Below are 16,932 nucleotides of genomic sequence, written 5' to 3'. Positions count from 1 at the left end.
CCGGATGCACGGGGCAGGGTGGTGTGGACCCTGCCCGGGGATGTGGGTGGGTCTAGCCGCGACCGCCGGTGCGGTCGTCGGTGGTGGCGAGGTAGCGCTTCTTCAGCTGCGTCGCGGGCTTCTTCCCGCAGCGCAGGGTCTTGCGGATGGACTCCGCGTTCGCGGGGTCGAACCCGTCGGGCGGGTTCGCGACCGCCGCGTCGAACTCGGCGGTCAGCTCGTCGAAACTCCGCCGGGTCGGTTCGGGGATGACCGAACGCGCCGCCCGTCGTGTCGGGCTGGTGCGCCGGGTCGGCGTCGCGCGGCCGGTGCTCGTGCCGGGGGCGGGGTCCTCCGGTCGGGTGTTGTCGTGGTCGGCGATCCGGTCCGGGCCGCCGGCCGGGTTAGGGTCGAGGGTGGCGACCCCGCCCGGCTCCTCCCCTTTGCCGGGCGGGGTTGTAGCGTCCGGGCCGATCTCGCTCAGCCGCCGGAACCGCAGCCCGGCCAGGTAAGCGGCAGCCTCGTCGGCCACCCCCGTCCCGGCCCCCTCGTCGTCGAGGGGGGCGACGGGCAGGCCGGGCACCGACGCGGGGCGCAGCTTGCCCCGGCGGTGCAGCGTGTAGTGGCCGGGCCGGTACACCAGGCGGGCGGTGCCGTCCGGGTCGATCTCCGCGACCGCGTCGGCGATCGCGGCGCGGCGGGCGGCGTCGACCCGGGCGGCGGCGACCTTGCGCGTGGCCAGCTCGGCTTTGCGTTCGGCCGCTTCCTGCCGGGCCAGCCGATGCGCGGCCCGCTCGGCTGGGCTCCGCCGCGGGGCGGCCGAGACCAGCTGGTGCGCGGCCACTCCGGCGATGGACACCAGGCCCATCACCACTCCGAGGTCCCAGCCGCCGCCGGCCGGGTCGGTGATGCCCCGGATCACGGCGATCGCGAATCCGACCGCGGCGAACACCCACGTGCCCAGCTGCAGCGCCCACACCGGGCGCTGGGGGTGGCGGACCCGGGAGACGTGCACGGCGATGGAGAAGGCGACCATGCCCCACTCGGACAGGATCGGCAGCAGCCCGCCGGACTCGCCCAGGTGCAGCGCGCCCCACCGGGCGGCCAGCGGGATCGCGATCGCGGCCGACCCGAGCATCAGCGGGTAGATCAGCAGGTCCACCACGTGGTCCTTCGCCCACGCGAGGGCCTTGCCCCGCGCGACCTTGCGGCGGTCGCGCTTGTCCCCCGCTTCGGCCTGCGCATCGGCCTTGTCCTGGCGCGCGTGCTCGCGGCGCATCTCGGCGAGCTTCAGCTGCTGGTCGAACCGTTCGCGGGCGGCCTCGCGCTCGAGTTTCGCCTTGAGTTCCTTGTCGGCGCGGGCCTGTTCGGCCCGGTCGGTGTAGTAGCTCATCGGGACACCTCCCGTCGTGCCCGCGCCGTGTCGTCGGCGGGCTCGGTGCCGGCGTGCTCGGCCGGGCTCGTCTCGTCACTGCCTGGGTTGTCGGTGGCGGGCACGGTTGTCTTGGCCGCGGCGCTGGTCAGGCGTGCGGTCGGGATATCGTTGAGCAGCTTCGTGTGGGCCGCGCGGGCGGCGGCGGTGCGCCGGTGCAGGACCACCTCGTGCTGCACCCACAGCGCCGCCACAACCCCGGCGATCACGTCGATCCACGGCGTCCACACGAACCCGCCGACCAGCGGCAGCGCCACCCCGCACAGCTCGATCACGTGCGACGCCGTCCACGCCAGCGCGGCCTCCTGCCGCGTCCGCGCGTGTCCCCGCCGTCGGGTCGTCGAATCACTTATCCCCACCACGGCTCCTTCCTCGGATCGAACCCGTCCGCGTCGCCCTCGGTGCCGCCGCTCCCGTCGTGGCGGCGGACGTAGAGGGCGTGGGTGGTGGCCAGGGCGTCGGCGTACTCGCGGGCCGCGCGGGCCAGAAAGATCAGGTGCCCGGCGGCGTAGAGCCCGGTCAGGACGGCCAGGGTCGCCAGCAGCCCTTGCAGCCACGCGATCCCGGTCAGCCAGCCGGCCAGGCCCGTGAACCCGGCGGCCACCAGCACCGCGCGCGGCGCGCGACGGTAGGACGCGGCGATCAGGTCGGCCAGCTCGCCCGGCGTGGTCTGAAGCCTGTCGTCGCGGCCGCGGTGTGCCGGGCCGTTGTCGTTGGTGTTGTGCCTACGCATGTGCGGCCTCCCAGTACCGGCCCGGCGCGGGGCCGGGCGTGTGTCCGTGCTCGTAGTGGTGCGGGTCGTAGTCGCTGCCGTTGTGGCCGTCGAAGTAGTGGTTCACCCGCCGCGGCGGCGGGGTCAGCACCCGGGTGCTGGCGTAGCGGTCGGCGCGGGCCATCACGCAGGCCAGCAGCCGCACCACCAGCACCAGCGCCGCGCGGGCCAGGTGCAGCCCCAGCCACACCGCGACCGCGGTGAACACCGTGACCAGCACCCAGGTGCCGTTGCGCTCCACCAGTCGGCGCAGCAGGAACAACGTGTCCGCCGCGTCGCCGTCGGGTCCGGGCGTGTCTGGGGTGGACATCACGAACCCACCCCCGTCGCGGTGTCCCACGCCTGCGCGGTCGTGCCGGGCATCCGCCCGGCCGCGGCGGTGGCCGCCGCCAGCGCCAGCGTGGCGTGCACCTGCGCCGCTCCGGGCTTGTTCGCGTCTTCGGGGAGCGGGTTGCGCAGACTCGTCGAGCAGACAAGTCGTTCGGCCTCGCGGTAGTGCTCGGGTCCAGTCATGATCGGTCCCTTCCGGACGGTGTTCGACCAGGTGAGGTGAGGTACGGTCGGGAGTGGTCGGGCCAGCTACCTTCTGGCCCGACCACCCCGAACGCGTGGTGGCGGGGCTACTTGCCCTGCTTCTTCTGGTTCTTCTGGACGTTCGCGTGGACGTGGTCCGCCCAGGTGCCGACGGGCTTGTCGCCGGGCTGGGGCTGCTTCGGGGTGTTGGCCTCGTTCTTCGCCATGGTTGTTTCCCTTCGATTTCCGCTGTGCGGGTTGGGTTTGTGCGACTGGTGGTTGACCGGGCCGGGGTCCTCAGCGCTTCACGACGGTGAGCTTCTTGCGCGGTGAGGGTGCGGGCATGGGTTCGGACCAGGAGTGTTTGCAGTCGCGGCAGGTTTTGTAGGCCCAGCCGCGGCGCAGCTTCGCGATGAACGCGGTGTGCTTGCAGGCGCTCATACCTCCATCACCCCCGCGACCGCGCGCGAGCACGCCGGGCGCCCGCACAGGTTGGTGTTCTTGTGGGTGCGGCGCCGGCAGCCCAGACAGCGGCCCAGCTGGGCACCGCCGCTGAGGCTGGGATCGATCCGCTTGCGGTTGTCGGCCTCACGAGACCGTCGCATGACGTCGTTCTCCTTCCGTGGCAAGGGATGTGCGGGTGTGGTGCACCGAGACGGCCCCGGACGTCGACGTTGGCGAGGCCGCCCCGGCGGCTGTGGAGCCGCCCTCAGCGGCGGCTGGCGTTGATCTCGTGGTGATGCGGGTGGTGGATCAGGCTGCGCCGCGGCCGAGCAGGCCGATCTCGTGGTCCCAGTCGAACGCGGCCGACTCGGTGCCGATCGGCACGAGGGTTTCGCTCTCGTCGATGCCGCGTTCCAGGTCGGCGCGGGAAAACTCCAGCCGCGCCACACCATCCGGGGAGGACAGCGCGATCTCGACGGTGTCGTCCAGGCCGGTGATCCGCACGTCGCCGTCCCCGGCGCGGCCGGTCAGCCCGGCGGCGAGCAGGTCCCGGCTGAACAGCCAGCCGATGCGCTTACCGCCCCCGGCCACGAAGTTCAGCTGCACCGCGTAGGGGTCGGCCGGGTCGTAGCACAACCACACCCGCAGCTCCTGCCCCGCGTAACGCGGCTTCTTGGTCGAGCCGAGCAGGCGGGCGGTCATGAACACGTTCAACATCCGCCCGCCTCCCCCGCCAACCCGTCGGCGCGGCGGCGCACCACCGGGGCAGCCACCGCGGCCTGCGTGCCGGCACCGCCCTCGGCGGCCAGGTGCTCCAGCACCTCGGCGTGGCGGCGCTGCCACGCGGCCACCACCGCCACCCCAGCACCGGCGACCGGGCGGGACAGATGCAGCCGCGACAGCTCGCTCAGCGTGCCCATCACCGCTCACCCCCGGCCGGGTCCTCGCCGCAGCCCTGCTTGATCTGGGCGAGCGTGCGGTGGATGTGCGTGCGTACCATGACGGTTCTCCTGTTCTGCGATCTCGTGGTGACAGGGTTTCGCCCGGACCGGCGGAGTGTTCTTGGCGGAATGGGCCGCCGGGCCGGGGCGGTCTCAGGCCGCGCGGGCCGCGGCCTGACCGGCCAGCAGACCGGTCACGTAGGACACGAACGAGCGGTCCGCGCACGGGTGGAGCTCGCCGGTCTGCGGGTCCCGCAGCAGGGTGCGCAGCCACAGCGTCAGCCGCGCCACCGACCAGCCCGCCCGGCGGCGGGTGGCGATCGCGGTCACCAGCGGCTCGGTGAACTCCGGCCGCACCGTCCGCAGCCGCGCTGCGACCCGGGCCGCCAGCGGGCTCGGCTGCGGTCGCCGGGCCGGGGTCGCCGGCGGGGTCGGGCGGCCGTGCTGCTCCCGCTCGGCCGCCGCCAGCAGGCGCACCTGCACCGCCACGTCCCGGTAGACCCTGGCCCGCGCCACCATGGCCGGGTCCGTGGTGAAGGCGCGCAGCGTCCTGGCGTTTCCCGCCAGCTGCCCGGCCAGCCACTCGAACTGCTCGGCCGCCCGCTGCGCGGCGGTCAGCGGCAGCACGAGCGCGAGACCTTCCACCCGCGCCAGCTCGGCATCAGCCAGCAACCGGACCTGGGTCGCCACGTCGACATACACATCGGCACGGGGCCACACCACCGCGGCAGGCAGATCAGGGTTGCCGGTCAAGGCATTGGCGTTGCGGACCAGGGTGTCGGCCAGATCGTGGAAGCGCTCCACGACATGCAGCTCGGTCGACGTGCGGGCCATCGGGACAGTCCTCTCTCAGATCAGCGGCACAAGTTCGAGACGGGGAAGTTGGCTACCGGCGGGCCAGGACGAACCGCACCAGCGCCGGGTCGGCGGCCGGGTGACTGCGGTCGTAGTGACCGGCCAGCCACGTGGTGATCTGCTCGGCACTCCAGCCCTGGTCGGCCTTGGCCCAGATCACCTCGACCACCGCCGCGGCGATCGAATTCCGGCAGCCGAGCTTGCGGGCGACGGCGGGAACCAGCGAGGCGGACATCAGGCGGCCACCTCCCCGCCCAGCGCGAGCCACCGAAGCGCCGCGGTCTTGCCGCCACCGGCGACGCCGCCCACGATCACGTTCGGCTCGAACAGCGACACCACCGGCGCCGCCGGCGCCTCCAGCTCGGCCAGCGCTGCGTCGATTTCCGCGATCTCCGTGTACAGGTCCGCCAGCTCGGCCACACCGTCGAAGCCGTCGAACGAGTCGACGTCACCAGCCAGGCCGGTCGTGTCCGCGAAGTAGTCGAAATCCAGCTCATCCGCGGCCATCTCGATCTGGCGGCGGCTCGGGTGTGCGTTCCTCATCGGTCAGGTCCTTTCGTCGGCAACGTCTAGAAGACTAGTCCGGACTAGTTCGGAACTTCGATCGGCTGATCGGGTGAACTAGTTCGGAGAGTCTCAGTTGGGTAGGGTTGGAGGCATGGAAGATTCGGCGGAAAGTGCAGGTCACGCAAAGGCTGAGCGGATCGCACAACAGCTTCGTGAGGAGATCAAGGCGGGTGAGCTAGCGCCGGGCACGCAGCTGCCGAATCAGCGTGAAGTCGCTGCGCGGTTCAAAGTCGCAGTTGCAACCGCTCAACGTGCGTTGGGTTCGCTGCAGGATCAGGGCTGGGTCGTGGCCCGGGCCGGGGTTGGTCGAGTTGTGAGCGCCACTCCTGGTCGCGAGCCAGCGAGCCTAGAACAGCTGTCTTCCCAGCTCAGCGACTTGCAAGCAGAGGTGAAGTCCTTGCGAGAGTCGGTTGAGCAACTCAAGGCTGACCGCGCTTAGCCATGGCCGAGGTCTTGGAAGAACTTCGCCACGCTGTCGATGACCCCGCCGCCTTGATCCTTGGCCGAATTCACCATGCCGGCCGCATCGTGCGGATGGCGGATCACCAAGGCCAGTACGGCAAGCAGGATCACGACGCCGATCGCCTTCTTGATGAGGCCGCCGCCGGACTTGAAGTTCGGCAACACGCTCTTGGCCATGTGAGTCTCCTTCGCTCGTCGACCGTGTTGGTCGTTGATCTCGATGACTCCATGAAACAGGTCTCTGAGCTGCGCGAACAGGGCACACTAGGGGGCACACTCGCACACTGGGGCACAGTCGCACGGGGGAGGGCTACGCGATGAGCAATGATCAGCTGCGCGGTCTAATGCTTGAGGCTGGCTACCTACGAGACGACGGCTCAGTGGGCCTCAAGGTGTTCGCCCGGGCCGTCGGGCAGCAGGCAGGGCGGACGTTCACGCACACGTACGTGCGTCGTTGGCTCGACGGGATGGTTCCACGAGACGCCGGAACACGAGAGGCGATCCTCGCTGCGCTGGCCGAGCGGCTCGGTCGCCAGGTCGGGCCAGACGAGGTGGGGTTCGGCAAGGTGCAGAAGGTGCCGGCCGACCTTGGCCTGAGCTATCCCGCCAGCATCGACGACAGCGCCGCCACAGTCGGGCGGCTGTGGCAGGCGGACGTCGACAATATGGCCGCCATGATGAACGCGCCCGCGAACTCGGCCGCGTGGAATGAGGCAGCACTGTCATGGCTGGTGACAACGCGTGATGACGTGCTCAGCGATACCGGAAAACGAAAGGTCGGCGAGTCCGACATCAAGGGAATTCGCCGAACAACTGCGATGTTCGATGAGCTCGATGGAGCGCACGGCGGCGGCTATGCCCGAACAGCTCTGATTGAATTCCTGCGTACAGACCTTGCTGGCGTTCTCGGAGGAAGCGCAGCCAACGAAAAGATCAGGAAGGACCTATTCAAGGCCGCGACACAGGCCACCCTGCTCGGTGCGTGGATGTCGTACGATGCCGGGATGCACGGCTTGGCTCAGCGGTATTTCATCCAAGCTCTACGCATTTCAGAAGGCGCAGGCGACCGCCTCCTTGGTGCCAGCATCTTAGACGCAATGAGTCATCAGGCCACGTTCCTGGGGCGATACAGTGAAGCCGCAAACCTCGCAAGGTCGGCCCAGGTGGGCACATCCCTTGCGGGTTCACCGGGCGCCACGGCGCATTTCGCGGCAATGGAAGCACGTGCGCTCGCACGAATGGGCGACGTAGCCGGCTGCGACAAAGCGATGGCTACCGCTGTTCGTGAGTTTGAGCGCCGCGACCCCGACGACCCGGCGGATTGGTTTTCCTACTTCAACGAAGCAGAGCTTGCCGCAGAACTCGGCCATTGCAACCGGGACCTCGGGCGCCCCAATGACGGTGTCACATATGCCTCGCAGTCGCTCGGTCCAACTCCGAGTGGCTACGTCCGAAGCGACTTCTTCGCAGCAATGGTCCTCGCCGACTCGTACCTTGACCGCGGGGATGTTGGCCAAGCCTGCGAAGTCGCGCTCAACGCGATCGAAATCGGCGAATCATTGAAGTCTGCTCGGTGCGGCGCGTACGTAGAAGAGTTTCGTACGCGCCTCACCAAGATCGGCAGAAGCGCGGAATCGTCAGAATTCTTGGAACGAGTGTCAACGGCGCGACTGTGGACAGCTCAAGACTCTAGAAGGGCGCCCAAGTAGATCGGTCTCCGCCAGTTTTGATCGACTTCACACGCTTTCGCACCTCGTTGAAGGCCTCTTCGGATTCCTTTGCCGCCAGCCAGAGGGTCATAGAGATCTCGCGATAGCCTGCCAGGGTTTCGTAGCCGCTCCATTTCATGATGTCGAACCCGTACACGTCAACAAAGGTGCGATACTCCTCAGCCGTGTGCCAGCCGAAGCGGTCATAAAATAGTGCCGTTTGCACGAGATCCCACTCACGGTGCCCTATTCCGAAGCTGTCCAGATCGATCAAACACGGACTGCCATCACGAGTAAGGATTACGTTGCCGACATTCGCGTCACCGTGAATAACGCCCACGGGAAGCACAAAATCCAACGCGCCGTAGCTGCGCTTCAATTCGTCAACTCGACATCGAATGAAATTCGCATCGCCACTATCCAAATGTCCAAGCACCGACATTCGCTCTTCTAGCTCACCGAAGGGATCCTTTGTCGGAAGGTGGAGATTCTCCGGAAGTGGCAGTTGATGGAGGGAGCGGATCAGGGCGGCTACCTGGGCAATGTCTGCGTACTCCTCCTTTTCCGACACTGAAACCCAAAAGGTTGCCGCGTATCCCGATGCGTTGATCGGCTGCGCCAGGTCGAGCGCCCGGTTTGCCGGATAGTTCTCCTGGGCAAGCCAGCGCGCCACGCGAACCTGCCGTTCGGCCTCGTCAAAACCGCCAGGATCACGCGAAACCCGAAGGATAATGCGATTTCCTAATCGAAACACTGCATTGGACCCGAGCCTGATCAGTTCGGCGTTCGCGCCGTCCAAGCCTGCCTTTCGGCAGGCGACAGCGGCGATCTCGTGCGCGGACTTCTCGGTCAAAATCTGCGCTTGACTCAACTTGTCGCCTCCTTGTTGCCCAGGGTCGGTTACCACCCTAGTAGTGACGGGATCGCGTGACGGCCTTGCGCTAAGCAGCCCTGCACGGTGTTGTTTCAAGGCGGATGTTGCCGGTGGATGCGGGCCCTGCGGCTGACGGCGTCTCATCCGTGGCCCACGGGACTTGGTCCGGCCGCCGCTTACGACGTGAATTGTGCGGCCGCGTCGAGCATGTGCCGGCAGTACCGCGGTTCCCCCACTGACGGGAGTGGGAGCCACTCGGCGAACCCGCGTGCCTCGGGGGTGTTCTCGATCAGCGTGGTTGTCCAGGCGTACCCGGCACCGCGTTGCGCCGCGCGCAAAGCCCGCACCCGCCGGTCACCGCGTACCCAGTACGCCCGGTCGGTGTACCAGTCCAGCCGGGAGAAGGCGGCGAGTGCCAGGATTCGCCCGTAGCCGCGGCGGCGGATCCCGTCGTCGACCTGGACGTGTTCGAGTACCCCAAGGCGGTCCTGGGGGCAGACCACGAGGGTGGCCGCGCCGATCGTGTGGCCGTCCAGGTGCAGCTCGATCCGGCCGGGCGCGGCGTCCTCGTGCGGTGCCACGGCGACCAGTTCCAGTCCCGCCCGGGTGGCGTTCCCCGCCTCGGCCTGTTCGTAGGCGGGGTCGATGAGTGCCCACTGGTGGTCGGCGTGGCCGTCGTCGCGGCAGCGGTGGCACAGGAGCGAGTGCAGGCGCAGCGCCACGATCCACGAAAACGTGCCCGACTCTGGCACGGGGTGCCGGCGCGGGCAGTGTCGTGGCGGGTGGACGGTGAGCGTCCCGTCCGGGTTCAGCTCGTGCCAGAGCGCCGGCCGCACCGGAAGGTCCGCGCGGCCGTATTCGCCGAGCGGTCGCCGAGCTTCGAACATGCGTGCGAGTCTAGCTCTGCGCTGCTGGTCAGCGTGGTAGACGATGGACACATGCCCGTGCCGGACCTGCCACTGCGGCTCGCCGTGGTCGAGCCGGCCGCGGTGCTGCCCACCGGCGCGTACGAGTACTCGCCCAAGCTGGACGGGTGGCGGTGCGTGGTACACGTGCCGGGCGGGGTGCTGCAGTCCCGCACCGGCGGCAACCTGACCGACCGGTTCCCCGGGATCCTCGAGTCGGCGGCCGCGCTGGGCCGGGTGGTGTTCGACGGCGAGCTGTGCGCCTACCGCGACGGCCGGCTGGACTTCGCGGCACTCGGCTACGGCCCAGCCCGGCGCCAAGCAGAAGGCACCGCCGTCGTGTACGTGCCGTTCGACCTGCTCGGCGCCCGCGGCCGCGACCTCCGACAATGGCCACTCTCGCGCCGGCACGAGCGGCTCGCCGCGGTGGTCGGCGCCGGCAACGCAGGCGTGCAGCTGATGACCTCGACCCTCGACCACACCCAAGGCCAGGCGTGGATCAGCGCGGACCAGGCGGCCGTCGGCATCGAGGGGACCGTCGCGAAACCGCTGGCCAGCCGCTACCCGCTCCACGGTGGCCGCGCCGGGTGGGTCAAGGTCCGCCACTACGACGACGTCGACGCGCTCGTGCTCGGCGTCACAGGCAGCCCCACCCGACCCACCGCGCTGGTGCTCGGCCAGACCGACCGGCGCGGGCGGGTGCGGGCAGTCGGCCTGTCGAGGCCGCTGTCCCACACGGCCCTCGCGTCGCTGGCCGGCCAGCTCCGCCTCGCCGAGGGCGGGCCTCGGCGGGCGTCCGGGATCCTCGCCGGCCTGCCCGGGCTCGACGATTTCACGTTCTGGCCCGTCGAGCCCGGTGTAGTGGTCGAGGCGCGCGCGGACCGCGCCTTCGAACTGGGCCGATACCGACATCGCGTGTCCGTCGTGCGCACGAAGCCGGACCAGTAGCGCGGCCTCGGTCTCAGTCGTTTCCGTAGTCTCCTTCGTCATAGAGATCGGACGGGTCGCCGTCAACGTCGAACGTGCTCGGCAGCCCGGCTTGCTCGATTAGCTCGATCCCGTCGAGCCTCAGCTGGCACGTAGGACAGCTGAAGAATTCCGCCTGGATTGTATGCGTGACGAAAGCCTCGGGTACTGAGTGTTCGGTATCGTTGCTGTATTCAATATGCGTATCGTCTATCTCTTCGCCTTCCAGCCAGCCATCAGAACCACATGCCGGGCACGTTTCGAGCGCTCGAAAGCGCAAGTCAGCACCATTGTCGGAGCCTGGCTTAAATTCGGCGGCAACCTTCGCTGGAAGTGTGCCTTCCCGGTGTTGATGCAAACGCTGTTTCGCTCGTTCAATTAGCGCAATTGTGCGATTTTCGACGTTCCGAGAGTTTTGCTCCAGGTGCCGTTCAACGATGCCCGACCGATCGAGGCCGACAAAATCTTCTATCTCTTTGTCTAGAGCGCCAATAAGGATTGTTGCTTGCGCCCAGAATTTGGGCCACCAAACTGATTGAGGTATTGCAGTAAAACCGACGCCACTACTGTGAAGGTACTCGTTTCGGGCATTGGTGATGGCAGTTGCTTCCGCTTGACTGAAGGGCTTGAATGCCTTTTGGCATCGAATGAAGAGAGTCCATGAGCGGACCGAAGTAAACCGTGCATCGCCCTTTATGAGCTGGCTGGCAATGAGGAGATTGCTGCCATCCTCGGTTGGCTCGGCTATTAGTAGTGGTGACACGCGTGCAAGTGCAGCCTTTGCGAGCAATTCCAGCGCCAAGGCAGCCCAAAGTGATTTCTCGTCGAAGGCGCGCGCCTCGTCATCATCCATGGCACGGTTAATGAACAGCTTTGCTTTCATCCATAGCGCCTCATGGTCATAAGGCGTTCCGGTCATTTCTTTCCCCCCATCGTGAATGCTATCCGCTGGAGCTCACGATCGGGTTCATTTATTGCAGATGCACGGGCGTGTAAAGCGCGACTATTATTGATCACTAGTATAGTTCCTGGATTTTCCCATGAGTGCTCATCGGCAGCGTCGAGCTCAGCCTCAAAAAAGTTGACCACAGCCCGCGCCCGCGCGTCGCATGGAACCATGCAACCCGGGTCGTATCGTAAGCGAGAAGTAAGTGGCGAGACCTTTTCTAAGGCGTGAGCGTAGAAGCTGTCCTTGCCATTGGAGACAAGGAATACCCCGTGCGATGCCTTCTCGTACGGGAAACGTTCGCGGGTGCGTGCAAACCGCGGCATTTTCCATAGACGTGTCGGTGTTTCGTTAGCGTCCTCGCTGGCAAGTACCACTATATCGGGAGGCGTGGTCATGTGGGCACCGTCCGAGTGAAGTGGCTGCTCACCAAGACCGTATATAGCGCTAAGCGACTTCGGCGCCGCAACGTCCGGGCTCGTGGGCTTTAGAGTGGCTACGGCAGGCGCTCCTCGCCGGATGGCGACTTCGGTGTAACCCAGCCGTGCAGCCTCCCGGCGCACACTTTCGATTGATCCCTGTCCGGTCGACCACCCGGACCTGGTCGCCTCCATTACCAGACTCTCCAACGTTGGGTTCATACCCCATTTCTACCGCACGGTGAGTTGAGAGCTGTGGCTATAGCCGTGTGACCGCATATGCGCGTACGCACAGCAGTCCTGTGGCTTTGAAGTTGCGAGCTTGCCGGCCAGGTGCGGGGTGCGGCGGCGATCACGCCGTCCTGCTGGTCAGGGTGTCGTGACGAGTCCGCTGGGATAGGGGAATGGTTGTTCACGGATGGGCAATCGGCCTTCCAGGCAGGGCGCCAGCGACAGCGTTGAACACGAGCCCCTCCGGCGCTACTGGCGGTTGTTGCTCCAAGTGCCGGGTGAGACAGCAGATTTGAAACCCTAGGATTACCACAGGCAGCCCGCTCCGGGAGTTGGTCGTCACCGCGGTGCCCGCCCTGTGGAGACGTTCACCAACCGCCTACGGCCTCGCGTCCAACGACTGCGCGTAGACGTTTGAAACATCCAGCCCTAACGGGGTGTACCCAAATGCGGACCTCATTTTCGCAGCTCGACGCGAAATCACGGTTAGTTCTCGTCCGAAGCATCACTGCTACCGATAGTCTTTAGAGTCTTGAACGCTCCAGCGACTTCGGCCAACTTCGAAGCCACTTGAGGGTTCGCTGCAAGTATTGCACCGCCGCCAACGAAGTCGCCAGATTTAATTAGATATAGAACGCCCACAGGGACTGCTACCATCGACCATACCCGATTAGAAATTACTTCCAGCTTTGCCGAAATTTTGTCGAATTTGTCCAAAATTCCAGGAGAGGCCGTGGCGGCAGCGGCAGCGCCTGGTTTTACTTCATAGAAGGCCGCCTGGACATCTTCAGCAACCTTTTCTATGCCGCGATACTGGGCGTATTTGATGGACCTGATCGCATCCAGAACTTTTCTGCAGATGCGCGACCGCACAACTTCTGGGAGCTCCTCGTCGGCCCAGACTTCAGCAACAATTCCCTCAAGCTCATCAGCTATCGGGCTTAGATCAGAATAGGCGTTTCCAGAAGCGAAGACGCACTCCGGGATCGAGTGATGCAAGGTGGTACTTAATGACGCCAACGCGGCCAATCCGTCTGCCTGGACCACGTTTTGGGGTTCAATGCCAGCTGCGCGATTGCCGATGTCAAAACCAAAAATGGGTTTTGCCCACGCACTGTAGTGGAAGAGAGTGGCAGGCCAGTCGACTTCGGGCTCCAGGCTCCGAGCTGCGGCGACACAATCTCGCAGAAGCGAGGCACACTCCGAAAGATATTCACTCAGGTCGAGGGTGCCTTGACAACCAAACGTAGCCTGCCATGTTGCATCAAGACTGTTGCCGCTGGGTCGATCGGCAAATCTTGTGAGAACCGCGTGGAGCCGACCCGCCGGATTGTCAACGTGTATCGCCATTGGCACATCTTAACCGATGATCCGCCACGCTCGATCCTTCGCTCTCACTGGACTGGACCCTCATATCCATCAGTCTGCGGTGCCAGGCTTGGACGCACATCTCCTGATCTTGAACGCTCCTCCACGCCCGCAGGAGGCAACGCCGAGGCCAACGACTAGGACAGCTCGCCGAGAGCTACGGCGTCGAGTCTCAGTCCAACCTCATGAACTGCTACTACACCCGACCCGCTGCCACGGATCTGGCCAGGGCCATGTGGCCGGGTAGCCCGAAACGTCGGCCTGCCGAGATCGCGGTCGGCATTCACTTCGCCCGGGGGACGCCCTGAAATCGACCCTTCAACTCGCCTGGACAAGTCATGCGCCCTGGCCAGGACACTTCGACCATGTCACTCTCCTAAGGCGATCGTCGCAACGGCAATGCCCGCGGTCATGCCCAATGCGTTCCCAAACCGCGTGAAGCACGGGCCTGTTAGAACGGGTTTCCCCAGGTCAGCGCCCACGAGAGCGCTGGAGGGTCTCTAGCCCTCCGGAGGCAGGTGTCGCAGGTTCGAATCCTGCCGAGGGCACACTTCCTGAACACACAAAACCGGCCCCTACCAGCGCAAACGCGGTAGGGGCCGATTCATGTCCTTCCCGGCCGGCCACGGCGGACCGCGGCCGGACACGGGGGCCAGCGTGCAATGCACGTACACGCTCACCTCGGCGCGTTGCCTAACACCTCGTCGATCTTCCGCTTGGCAGCCTCCTCACCGCCGTCGAGAAAGCTGGCGTAGACCTCCAGCAGCACCCCCACCGACTGGCCGGCCCATTGAGCAACCGTCGCGGCCGGCACACCGGCGGCCAGCCAAGTGCTCACCGCGGCGTGCCGAAGGTCGTACGGCCGGCGCGCCAGCGGCCCACGGGCCACTTGAGGCGTGAACGTCGCTTCACGCGCCGCACGGAACACCTTGGTGTAGGTGGGGGTGTGCACGGTGAGGGTGTCGCCGGGCAGGTCCTCGCCGGCGTCGGTGGCGAGCATGGCGAGCACGTCCTCCCCAGACGTGACATTCTCGGCGGCCCAGCGCGGCGGGAGCTTGTCATGGTCGCGCGCGCTGGAGACCGTGCGCGCCTGACTCCCGGCAGACCACGACGGCGCGACCGGTCAGCGCCGTGGCCGGCCGGCCCCGCCGGCCGGCCACGGCGGCGATCACCCCGGCGGCGAACACGGTCGCGCCGGCGGTGAGGAAGACGACCGGCAGCGTCGTCGAGTCGACGAGCACACCGCCGAGCGCCGACCCGGCGGCGAGCGAGAGCTGCAGGTTGGTCACGTTCGCCGCCGAGGCGGCCTCGGGCGTCTCGGGCACCGCGTCGAGCAGCCAGACCTGGGCGGCGAGCGGCACGATCCCCCCAGAGCAGGCCCCACGCGACGACGAGCGCGCCGACCAGCTAGGACAGCGTGCCCGCACAGGCCAGCCCGACGAGCAGCGCGGCCACGGCCGTCGCGGCGCCGGCGAACGTCGCGATGACCCCGCGGGTGAGCAACGAGCCGCCGAAGAGCGAACCGGCGATGCCGCCGCAGCCGTAGACGAGGAACAGCACCGTGAGCGCGCCACCGGAGAGGTGGGCGTGCTCGAGCAGGAACGGCGTGATGTAGGTCGAGGCGGCGAACTGCCCGATGAACGCCACCGCGCTCGCCGCGAGCCCGAAGCGCGCCATGGCCCGCTTCACGGCGCCGGTGAGGTCACGCAGGTGAGGTCACGCAGGTGTGAGCGGCCGTCCGGCGGAATCCGCGGCAGCAGCAGCGCTTGTGCGAGCACGATCAGCAGCGCCGCGCCGCCCGCGGCAGCGAAAGTGACGCGCCAGCCCAGCGGCGTCCCGAAGAACTGTCCCGCCGGCAGCCCGACCACCATGCCCCCCGAAACTCCGGCCGCGATGATCGAGATGGCACGCGTGCCGCGCGCCGGCCGGGCGAGCTTTGGACCGACCGGCGTCACGACGGTCCAGAACGCACCGACCGCCGCGCCGAGCAGCACCCGCGCGAGCAGGACCACCGCGAAGTTCGGGGCCACGGCGACGATCGCGTTGGACGCCAGCACCAGCAGCCCCAGCGCGAGGATCACCGTGCGCCGGTCGAACCACCCAGCCCCGAGGAAGAACAGCGGCGCCGCCACCGCGGCGCTCAGGCCCGGCACGAGCGCCAGCAGCCCGGCGAGCCCGAGCGAAACGCCGAGGCCGGCGGCGATGTCCGGGAGTAGTCCCACCGGCAGGGTCTCCGTGGTGATGATGACGAACGCGCCGAGCGCGACAGCGGCGACGGACACCCAGCCGCGCCCGCCGGCCGGCAAGGCGCTGTCCGTCGGCGGGCCCCGCGGCGAGGCCGCAGCGCACGTCGTGGTCGCGACGACCTTCGGGTCTTCCGGCACGGCTTCACACCTCGCCGCGGACCACGACGGCCTGGATCTCGATCCGCAACCGCGCGTCCGTCGCGAGCCGGGCGTCCTCGGCCGACGTGCTCGTGGGCGCGTGGCCGCCGAACCACTCGGGGTCCTGATCGCGCTCGACGCCGGTGAAGAACCGGATCAGGTTCACGCCGTCGGCGCCCCCCCACCCGGCCGACTCGAGCGTGCGGTCGAGCTTCGCCGGCAGCAGCGTCAGCTGCTCCCTCGCGCCGGTCGGGATGGCCTCGATCACCTCCGGCACGTGCGCCTGGCCGTGGTCGCGCGGCGCCGCGGTGAGCCCCGACGGGAACACGGACCGCCACGTCCGGGCCGGATCGCGGGCACGGAGGGGCTCCGCTTCGCCGGGTCGTGACCCTCGTGGTGGATGACGTCCCGCACCGGGTGACTATCACTAATCGTGATTACACGACTGAGCCTCGCCACTCGTGTTCGCGCTGCTCATGCCGGGTGAAGGGACAAAGGCGGACCCCGCGTCACGGGGTCGACGGGGTTCGCTAAGCTGGTTTCTCGCAGCGCGCGATTAGCTCAGCGGGAGAGCGCTTCCCTGACACGGAAGAGGTCACTGGTTCAATCCCAGTATCGCGCACGCAGTCCGATGTGGACTCACCCGGCGGGCGATTAGCTCAGGGGGAGAGCGCTTCGTTCACACCGAAGAGGTCACTGGTTCGATCCCAGTATCGCCCACCGCCACGAGGGCCCCGAATCACTCGATCCGGGGCCCTCGTTCTGTTGTGCGGCGCGTGCTTCACGCAGCGCTGCCGACCGGTGAGCCGGGCCGTCAGCGGGGCGCCGGCACGATGTTGTGGTTGACCCGGAACAGGTTGTGCGGGTCGTAGCGCCGCTTGAGCTCGGCGAGGCGCTCGTAGCGGTCGGCGCCATACGCTGCGCGAACCTCGGTAGGCGTAGTGCCCTGGGCCGCGGTCAGCAGGTTGGCGTTCAGTTCGTCCTGCGTCCACGGCGCCAGCGCTTCGACGAGCGAAGCCAGCTGCGCCCGGAACTCCGGCACTCGGTCGGGACCGCCGGCGCCCGACCCCACGACGGCCCACCGCGACCGGCGACGGCGCTGGGCACGGCCGGCTCCTCGGCCGGTGCGCCGCCCAGCGCCCGAAGTTGCGTGAAGCCGAGCGCG

At 67.3% G+C, this 16,932-nt stretch carries 26 protein-coding genes and 3 tRNA genes; 6 read left to right on the top strand and 23 right to left on the bottom strand.

Features of this window, described 5'->3' with window-relative positions; translation table 11 throughout:
* Window positions 1-52 precede the first annotated feature (52 nt).
* The 12 genes from I6J71_RS47665 to I6J71_RS05435 form a co-directional block, all read right to left on the bottom strand.
* Window positions 53-1,372 (bottom strand): hypothetical protein, encoded by a 1,320-nt coding sequence (locus tag I6J71_RS47665; protein WP_239154455.1) that lies wholly within the window; start codon window positions 1,370-1,372, stop codon window positions 53-55.
* Complete coding sequence (locus I6J71_RS05485) at window positions 1,369-1,770, bottom strand: hypothetical protein (protein ID WP_204093717.1); 402 nt, start codon at window positions 1,768-1,770, stop codon at window positions 1,369-1,371. Before I6J71_RS05485 ends, I6J71_RS47665 begins: the two co-directional genes overlap by 4 nt.
* Window positions 1,761-2,144 carry a hypothetical protein gene (locus tag I6J71_RS05480; protein WP_204093716.1) on the bottom strand — a complete coding sequence of 128 codons (384 nt, stop codon included), beginning with the start codon at window positions 2,142-2,144 and terminating at the stop codon, window positions 1,761-1,763. The genes I6J71_RS05485 and I6J71_RS05480 overlap by 10 nt, the downstream gene beginning before the upstream one ends.
* Complete coding sequence (locus I6J71_RS05475; RefSeq protein ID WP_204093715.1) at window positions 2,137-2,493, bottom strand: hypothetical protein; 357 nt, start codon at window positions 2,491-2,493, stop codon at window positions 2,137-2,139. The genes I6J71_RS05480 and I6J71_RS05475 overlap by 8 nt, the downstream gene beginning before the upstream one ends.
* Window positions 2,493-2,696 (bottom strand): hypothetical protein, encoded by a 204-nt coding sequence (locus I6J71_RS05470; protein ID WP_204093714.1) that lies wholly within the window; start codon window positions 2,694-2,696, stop codon window positions 2,493-2,495. The genes I6J71_RS05475 and I6J71_RS05470 overlap by 1 nt, the downstream gene beginning before the upstream one ends.
* 297 nt (window positions 2,697-2,993) lie before the next feature.
* Window positions 2,994-3,137, bottom strand: coding sequence for a hypothetical protein (locus tag I6J71_RS05465; RefSeq protein WP_204093713.1), 144 nt, complete (start codon window positions 3,135-3,137; stop codon window positions 2,994-2,996).
* Window positions 3,134-3,301 (bottom strand): hypothetical protein, encoded by a 168-nt coding sequence (locus I6J71_RS05460; protein WP_204093712.1) that lies wholly within the window; start codon window positions 3,299-3,301, stop codon window positions 3,134-3,136. Before I6J71_RS05460 ends, I6J71_RS05465 begins: the two co-directional genes overlap by 4 nt.
* A 148-nt stretch (window positions 3,302-3,449) precedes the next feature.
* The gene (locus I6J71_RS05455) at window positions 3,450-3,857 is read right to left on the bottom strand and encodes an SsgA family sporulation/cell division regulator (RefSeq protein WP_204093711.1); all 408 of its coding nucleotides are present in this window, start codon (window positions 3,855-3,857) and stop codon (window positions 3,450-3,452) included.
* Window positions 3,851-4,060, bottom strand: a complete 210-nt coding sequence (locus I6J71_RS05450; protein ID WP_204093710.1) for a hypothetical protein — start codon at window positions 4,058-4,060, stop codon at window positions 3,851-3,853. The genes I6J71_RS05455 and I6J71_RS05450 overlap by 7 nt, the downstream gene beginning before the upstream one ends.
* Window positions 4,061-4,234: 174 nt before the next feature.
* Window positions 4,235-4,915 carry a hypothetical protein gene (locus I6J71_RS05445; RefSeq protein WP_204093709.1) on the bottom strand — a complete coding sequence of 227 codons (681 nt, stop codon included), beginning with the start codon at window positions 4,913-4,915 and terminating at the stop codon, window positions 4,235-4,237.
* 52 nt (window positions 4,916-4,967) lie between these two features.
* Window positions 4,968-5,171, bottom strand: coding sequence for a hypothetical protein (locus tag I6J71_RS05440; protein WP_204093708.1), 204 nt, complete (start codon window positions 5,169-5,171; stop codon window positions 4,968-4,970).
* On the bottom strand, window positions 5,171-5,479 hold the full coding sequence (locus I6J71_RS05435; RefSeq protein ID WP_239154454.1) for a hypothetical protein: 309 nt from the start codon (window positions 5,477-5,479) through the stop codon (window positions 5,171-5,173). The genes I6J71_RS05440 and I6J71_RS05435 overlap by 1 nt, the downstream gene beginning before the upstream one ends.
* Window positions 5,480-5,594: 115 nt before the next feature.
* On the opposite strand from I6J71_RS05435, the gene I6J71_RS05430 reads away from it, so the two are divergent.
* A complete protein-coding gene (locus I6J71_RS05430; protein WP_204093707.1) occupies window positions 5,595-5,942 on the top strand; it encodes a GntR family transcriptional regulator in 348 nt (115 codons plus the stop codon).
* Here the strand turns inward: I6J71_RS05430 and I6J71_RS05425 are convergent.
* The gene (locus I6J71_RS05425) at window positions 5,939-6,142 is read right to left on the bottom strand and encodes a hypothetical protein (RefSeq protein ID WP_204093706.1); all 204 of its coding nucleotides are present in this window, start codon (window positions 6,140-6,142) and stop codon (window positions 5,939-5,941) included. The genes I6J71_RS05430 and I6J71_RS05425 overlap by 4 nt on opposite strands.
* Window positions 6,143-6,282: 140 nt before the next feature.
* Between I6J71_RS05425 and I6J71_RS47660 the strand changes: the two genes are divergently transcribed.
* Window positions 6,283-7,674, top strand: a complete 1,392-nt coding sequence (locus tag I6J71_RS47660) for an XRE family transcriptional regulator (protein WP_239154453.1) — start codon at window positions 6,283-6,285, stop codon at window positions 7,672-7,674.
* Here I6J71_RS47660 and I6J71_RS05415 read toward each other — a convergent pair.
* Together I6J71_RS05415 and I6J71_RS05410 are read right to left on the bottom strand one after the other, a co-directional pair.
* Complete coding sequence (locus tag I6J71_RS05415) at window positions 7,655-8,545, bottom strand: phosphotransferase family protein (RefSeq protein ID WP_239154452.1); 891 nt, start codon at window positions 8,543-8,545, stop codon at window positions 7,655-7,657. The two genes, I6J71_RS47660 and I6J71_RS05415, sit on opposite strands and share 20 nt — an antisense overlap.
* Before the next feature lie 179 nt (window positions 8,546-8,724).
* Window positions 8,725-9,435 (bottom strand): hypothetical protein, encoded by a 711-nt coding sequence (locus tag I6J71_RS05410; protein ID WP_204093704.1) that lies wholly within the window; start codon window positions 9,433-9,435, stop codon window positions 8,725-8,727.
* Window positions 9,436-9,486: 51 nt separating this feature from the next.
* Here I6J71_RS05410 and I6J71_RS05405 point away from each other — a divergent pair, with 51 nt between their 5' ends.
* On the top strand, window positions 9,487-10,401 hold the full coding sequence (locus I6J71_RS05405; RefSeq protein ID WP_204093703.1) for a hypothetical protein: 915 nt from the start codon (window positions 9,487-9,489) through the stop codon (window positions 10,399-10,401).
* Between the two features lie 13 nt (window positions 10,402-10,414).
* On the opposite strand, the gene I6J71_RS05400 is transcribed toward I6J71_RS05405, so the two are convergent.
* Window positions 10,415-11,338 carry a hypothetical protein gene (locus I6J71_RS05400; RefSeq protein WP_204093702.1) on the bottom strand — a complete coding sequence of 308 codons (924 nt, stop codon included), beginning with the start codon at window positions 11,336-11,338 and terminating at the stop codon, window positions 10,415-10,417.
* Between the two features lie 1,163 nt (window positions 11,339-12,501).
* The gene (locus I6J71_RS05395) at window positions 12,502-13,365 is read right to left on the bottom strand and encodes a hypothetical protein (protein WP_204093701.1); all 864 of its coding nucleotides are present in this window, start codon (window positions 13,363-13,365) and stop codon (window positions 12,502-12,504) included.
* 494 nt (window positions 13,366-13,859) lie between these two features.
* On the opposite strand from I6J71_RS05395, the gene I6J71_RS05390 reads away from it, so the two are divergent.
* Window positions 13,860-13,931: transfer RNA gene (locus I6J71_RS05390), tRNA-Arg, on the top strand.
* Window positions 13,932-14,059: 128 nt separating this feature from the next.
* On the opposite strand, the gene I6J71_RS50335 is transcribed toward I6J71_RS05390, so the two are convergent.
* Genes I6J71_RS50335 through I6J71_RS05365 form a run of 5 tightly spaced genes read right to left on the bottom strand, consistent with a single transcriptional unit; the run spans window position 14,060 to window position 16,095 of the window.
* Window positions 14,060-14,392 (bottom strand): hypothetical protein, encoded by a 333-nt coding sequence (locus I6J71_RS50335; RefSeq protein ID WP_239154451.1) that lies wholly within the window; start codon window positions 14,390-14,392, stop codon window positions 14,060-14,062.
* Between the two features lie 49 nt (window positions 14,393-14,441).
* Window positions 14,442-14,744 carry an MFS transporter gene (locus I6J71_RS05380; RefSeq protein ID WP_204093700.1) on the bottom strand — a complete coding sequence of 101 codons (303 nt, stop codon included), beginning with the start codon at window positions 14,742-14,744 and terminating at the stop codon, window positions 14,442-14,444.
* 46 nt (window positions 14,745-14,790) lie between these two features.
* Window positions 14,791-15,060, bottom strand: a complete 270-nt coding sequence (locus I6J71_RS05375) for a hypothetical protein (RefSeq protein ID WP_204093699.1) — start codon at window positions 15,058-15,060, stop codon at window positions 14,791-14,793.
* Window positions 15,061-15,068: 8 nt separating this feature from the next.
* Window positions 15,069-15,767: an MFS transporter gene (locus tag I6J71_RS05370; RefSeq protein WP_204093698.1), complete on the bottom strand. Its 699-nt coding sequence runs from the start codon at window positions 15,765-15,767 to the stop codon at window positions 15,069-15,071.
* A 4-nt stretch (window positions 15,768-15,771) separates the two neighbouring features.
* Window positions 15,772-16,095 carry a hypothetical protein gene (locus I6J71_RS05365; RefSeq protein WP_204093697.1) on the bottom strand — a complete coding sequence of 108 codons (324 nt, stop codon included), beginning with the start codon at window positions 16,093-16,095 and terminating at the stop codon, window positions 15,772-15,774.
* A 222-nt stretch (window positions 16,096-16,317) separates the two neighbouring features.
* On the opposite strand from I6J71_RS05365, the gene I6J71_RS05360 reads away from it, so the two are divergent.
* Both I6J71_RS05360 and I6J71_RS05355 read left to right on the top strand, forming a co-directional pair.
* Window positions 16,318-16,389: transfer RNA gene (locus tag I6J71_RS05360), tRNA-Val, on the top strand.
* Between the two features lie 26 nt (window positions 16,390-16,415).
* A tRNA-Val gene (locus I6J71_RS05355) sits at window positions 16,416-16,487 on the top strand.
* A 94-nt stretch (window positions 16,488-16,581) separates the two neighbouring features.
* On the opposite strand, the gene I6J71_RS05350 is transcribed toward I6J71_RS05355, so the two are convergent.
* Window positions 16,582-16,839 (bottom strand): BBE domain-containing protein, encoded by a 258-nt coding sequence (locus I6J71_RS05350; protein WP_204093696.1) that lies wholly within the window; start codon window positions 16,837-16,839, stop codon window positions 16,582-16,584.
* Between the last annotated feature and the right edge of the window lie 93 nt (window positions 16,840-16,932).

The sequence above is a fragment of the Amycolatopsis sp. FDAARGOS 1241 genome (assembly GCF_016889705.1).
Taxonomy (GTDB): domain Bacteria; phylum Actinomycetota; class Actinomycetes; order Mycobacteriales; family Pseudonocardiaceae; genus Amycolatopsis.
Note: the sequence above shows the minus strand (reverse complement) of the source record. Positions and strands in the feature narration are given on the sequence as shown.

Coding starts and splice junctions, on each gene's coding strand:
- I6J71_RS47665 (WP_239154455.1), bottom strand. CDS start 1,372: ATGAGCTACTACACCGACCGGGCCGAACAGGCCCGCGCCGACAAGGAA.
- I6J71_RS05480 (WP_204093716.1), bottom strand. CDS start 2,144: ATGCGTAGGCACAACACCAACGACAACGGCCCGGCACACCGCGGCCGC.
- I6J71_RS05475 (WP_204093715.1), bottom strand. CDS start 2,493: ATGTCCACCCCAGACACGCCCGGACCCGACGGCGACGCGGCGGACACG.
- I6J71_RS05470 (WP_204093714.1), bottom strand. CDS start 2,696: ATGACTGGACCCGAGCACTACCGCGAGGCCGAACGACTTGTCTGCTCG.
- I6J71_RS05465 (WP_204093713.1), bottom strand. CDS start 3,137: ATGAGCGCCTGCAAGCACACCGCGTTCATCGCGAAGCTGCGCCGCGGC.
- I6J71_RS05460 (WP_204093712.1), bottom strand. CDS start 3,301: ATGCGACGGTCTCGTGAGGCCGACAACCGCAAGCGGATCGATCCCAGC.
- I6J71_RS05455 (WP_204093711.1), bottom strand. CDS start 3,857: ATGTTGAACGTGTTCATGACCGCCCGCCTGCTCGGCTCGACCAAGAAG.
- I6J71_RS05450 (WP_204093710.1), bottom strand. CDS start 4,060: ATGGGCACGCTGAGCGAGCTGTCGCGGCTGCATCTGTCCCGCCCGGTC.
- I6J71_RS05445 (WP_204093709.1), bottom strand. CDS start 4,915: ATGGCCCGCACGTCGACCGAGCTGCATGTCGTGGAGCGCTTCCACGAT.
- I6J71_RS05440 (WP_204093708.1), bottom strand. CDS start 5,171: ATGTCCGCCTCGCTGGTTCCCGCCGTCGCCCGCAAGCTCGGCTGCCGG.
- I6J71_RS05435 (WP_239154454.1), bottom strand. CDS start 5,479: ATGAGGAACGCACACCCGAGCCGCCGCCAGATCGAGATGGCCGCGGAT.
- I6J71_RS05430 (WP_204093707.1), top strand. CDS start 5,595: ATGGAAGATTCGGCGGAAAGTGCAGGTCACGCAAAGGCTGAGCGGATC.
- I6J71_RS05425 (WP_204093706.1), bottom strand. CDS start 6,142: ATGGCCAAGAGCGTGTTGCCGAACTTCAAGTCCGGCGGCGGCCTCATC.
- I6J71_RS47660 (WP_239154453.1), top strand. CDS start 6,283: ATGAGCAATGATCAGCTGCGCGGTCTAATGCTTGAGGCTGGCTACCTA.
- I6J71_RS05410 (WP_204093704.1), bottom strand. CDS start 9,435: ATGTTCGAAGCTCGGCGACCGCTCGGCGAATACGGCCGCGCGGACCTT.
- I6J71_RS05405 (WP_204093703.1), top strand. CDS start 9,487: ATGCCCGTGCCGGACCTGCCACTGCGGCTCGCCGTGGTCGAGCCGGCC.
- I6J71_RS05400 (WP_204093702.1), bottom strand. CDS start 11,338: ATGACCGGAACGCCTTATGACCATGAGGCGCTATGGATGAAAGCAAAG.
- I6J71_RS05395 (WP_204093701.1), bottom strand. CDS start 13,365: ATGGCGATACACGTTGACAATCCGGCGGGTCGGCTCCACGCGGTTCTC.
- I6J71_RS05375 (WP_204093699.1), bottom strand. CDS start 15,060: ATGGCGCGCTTCGGGCTCGCGGCGAGCGCGGTGGCGTTCATCGGGCAG.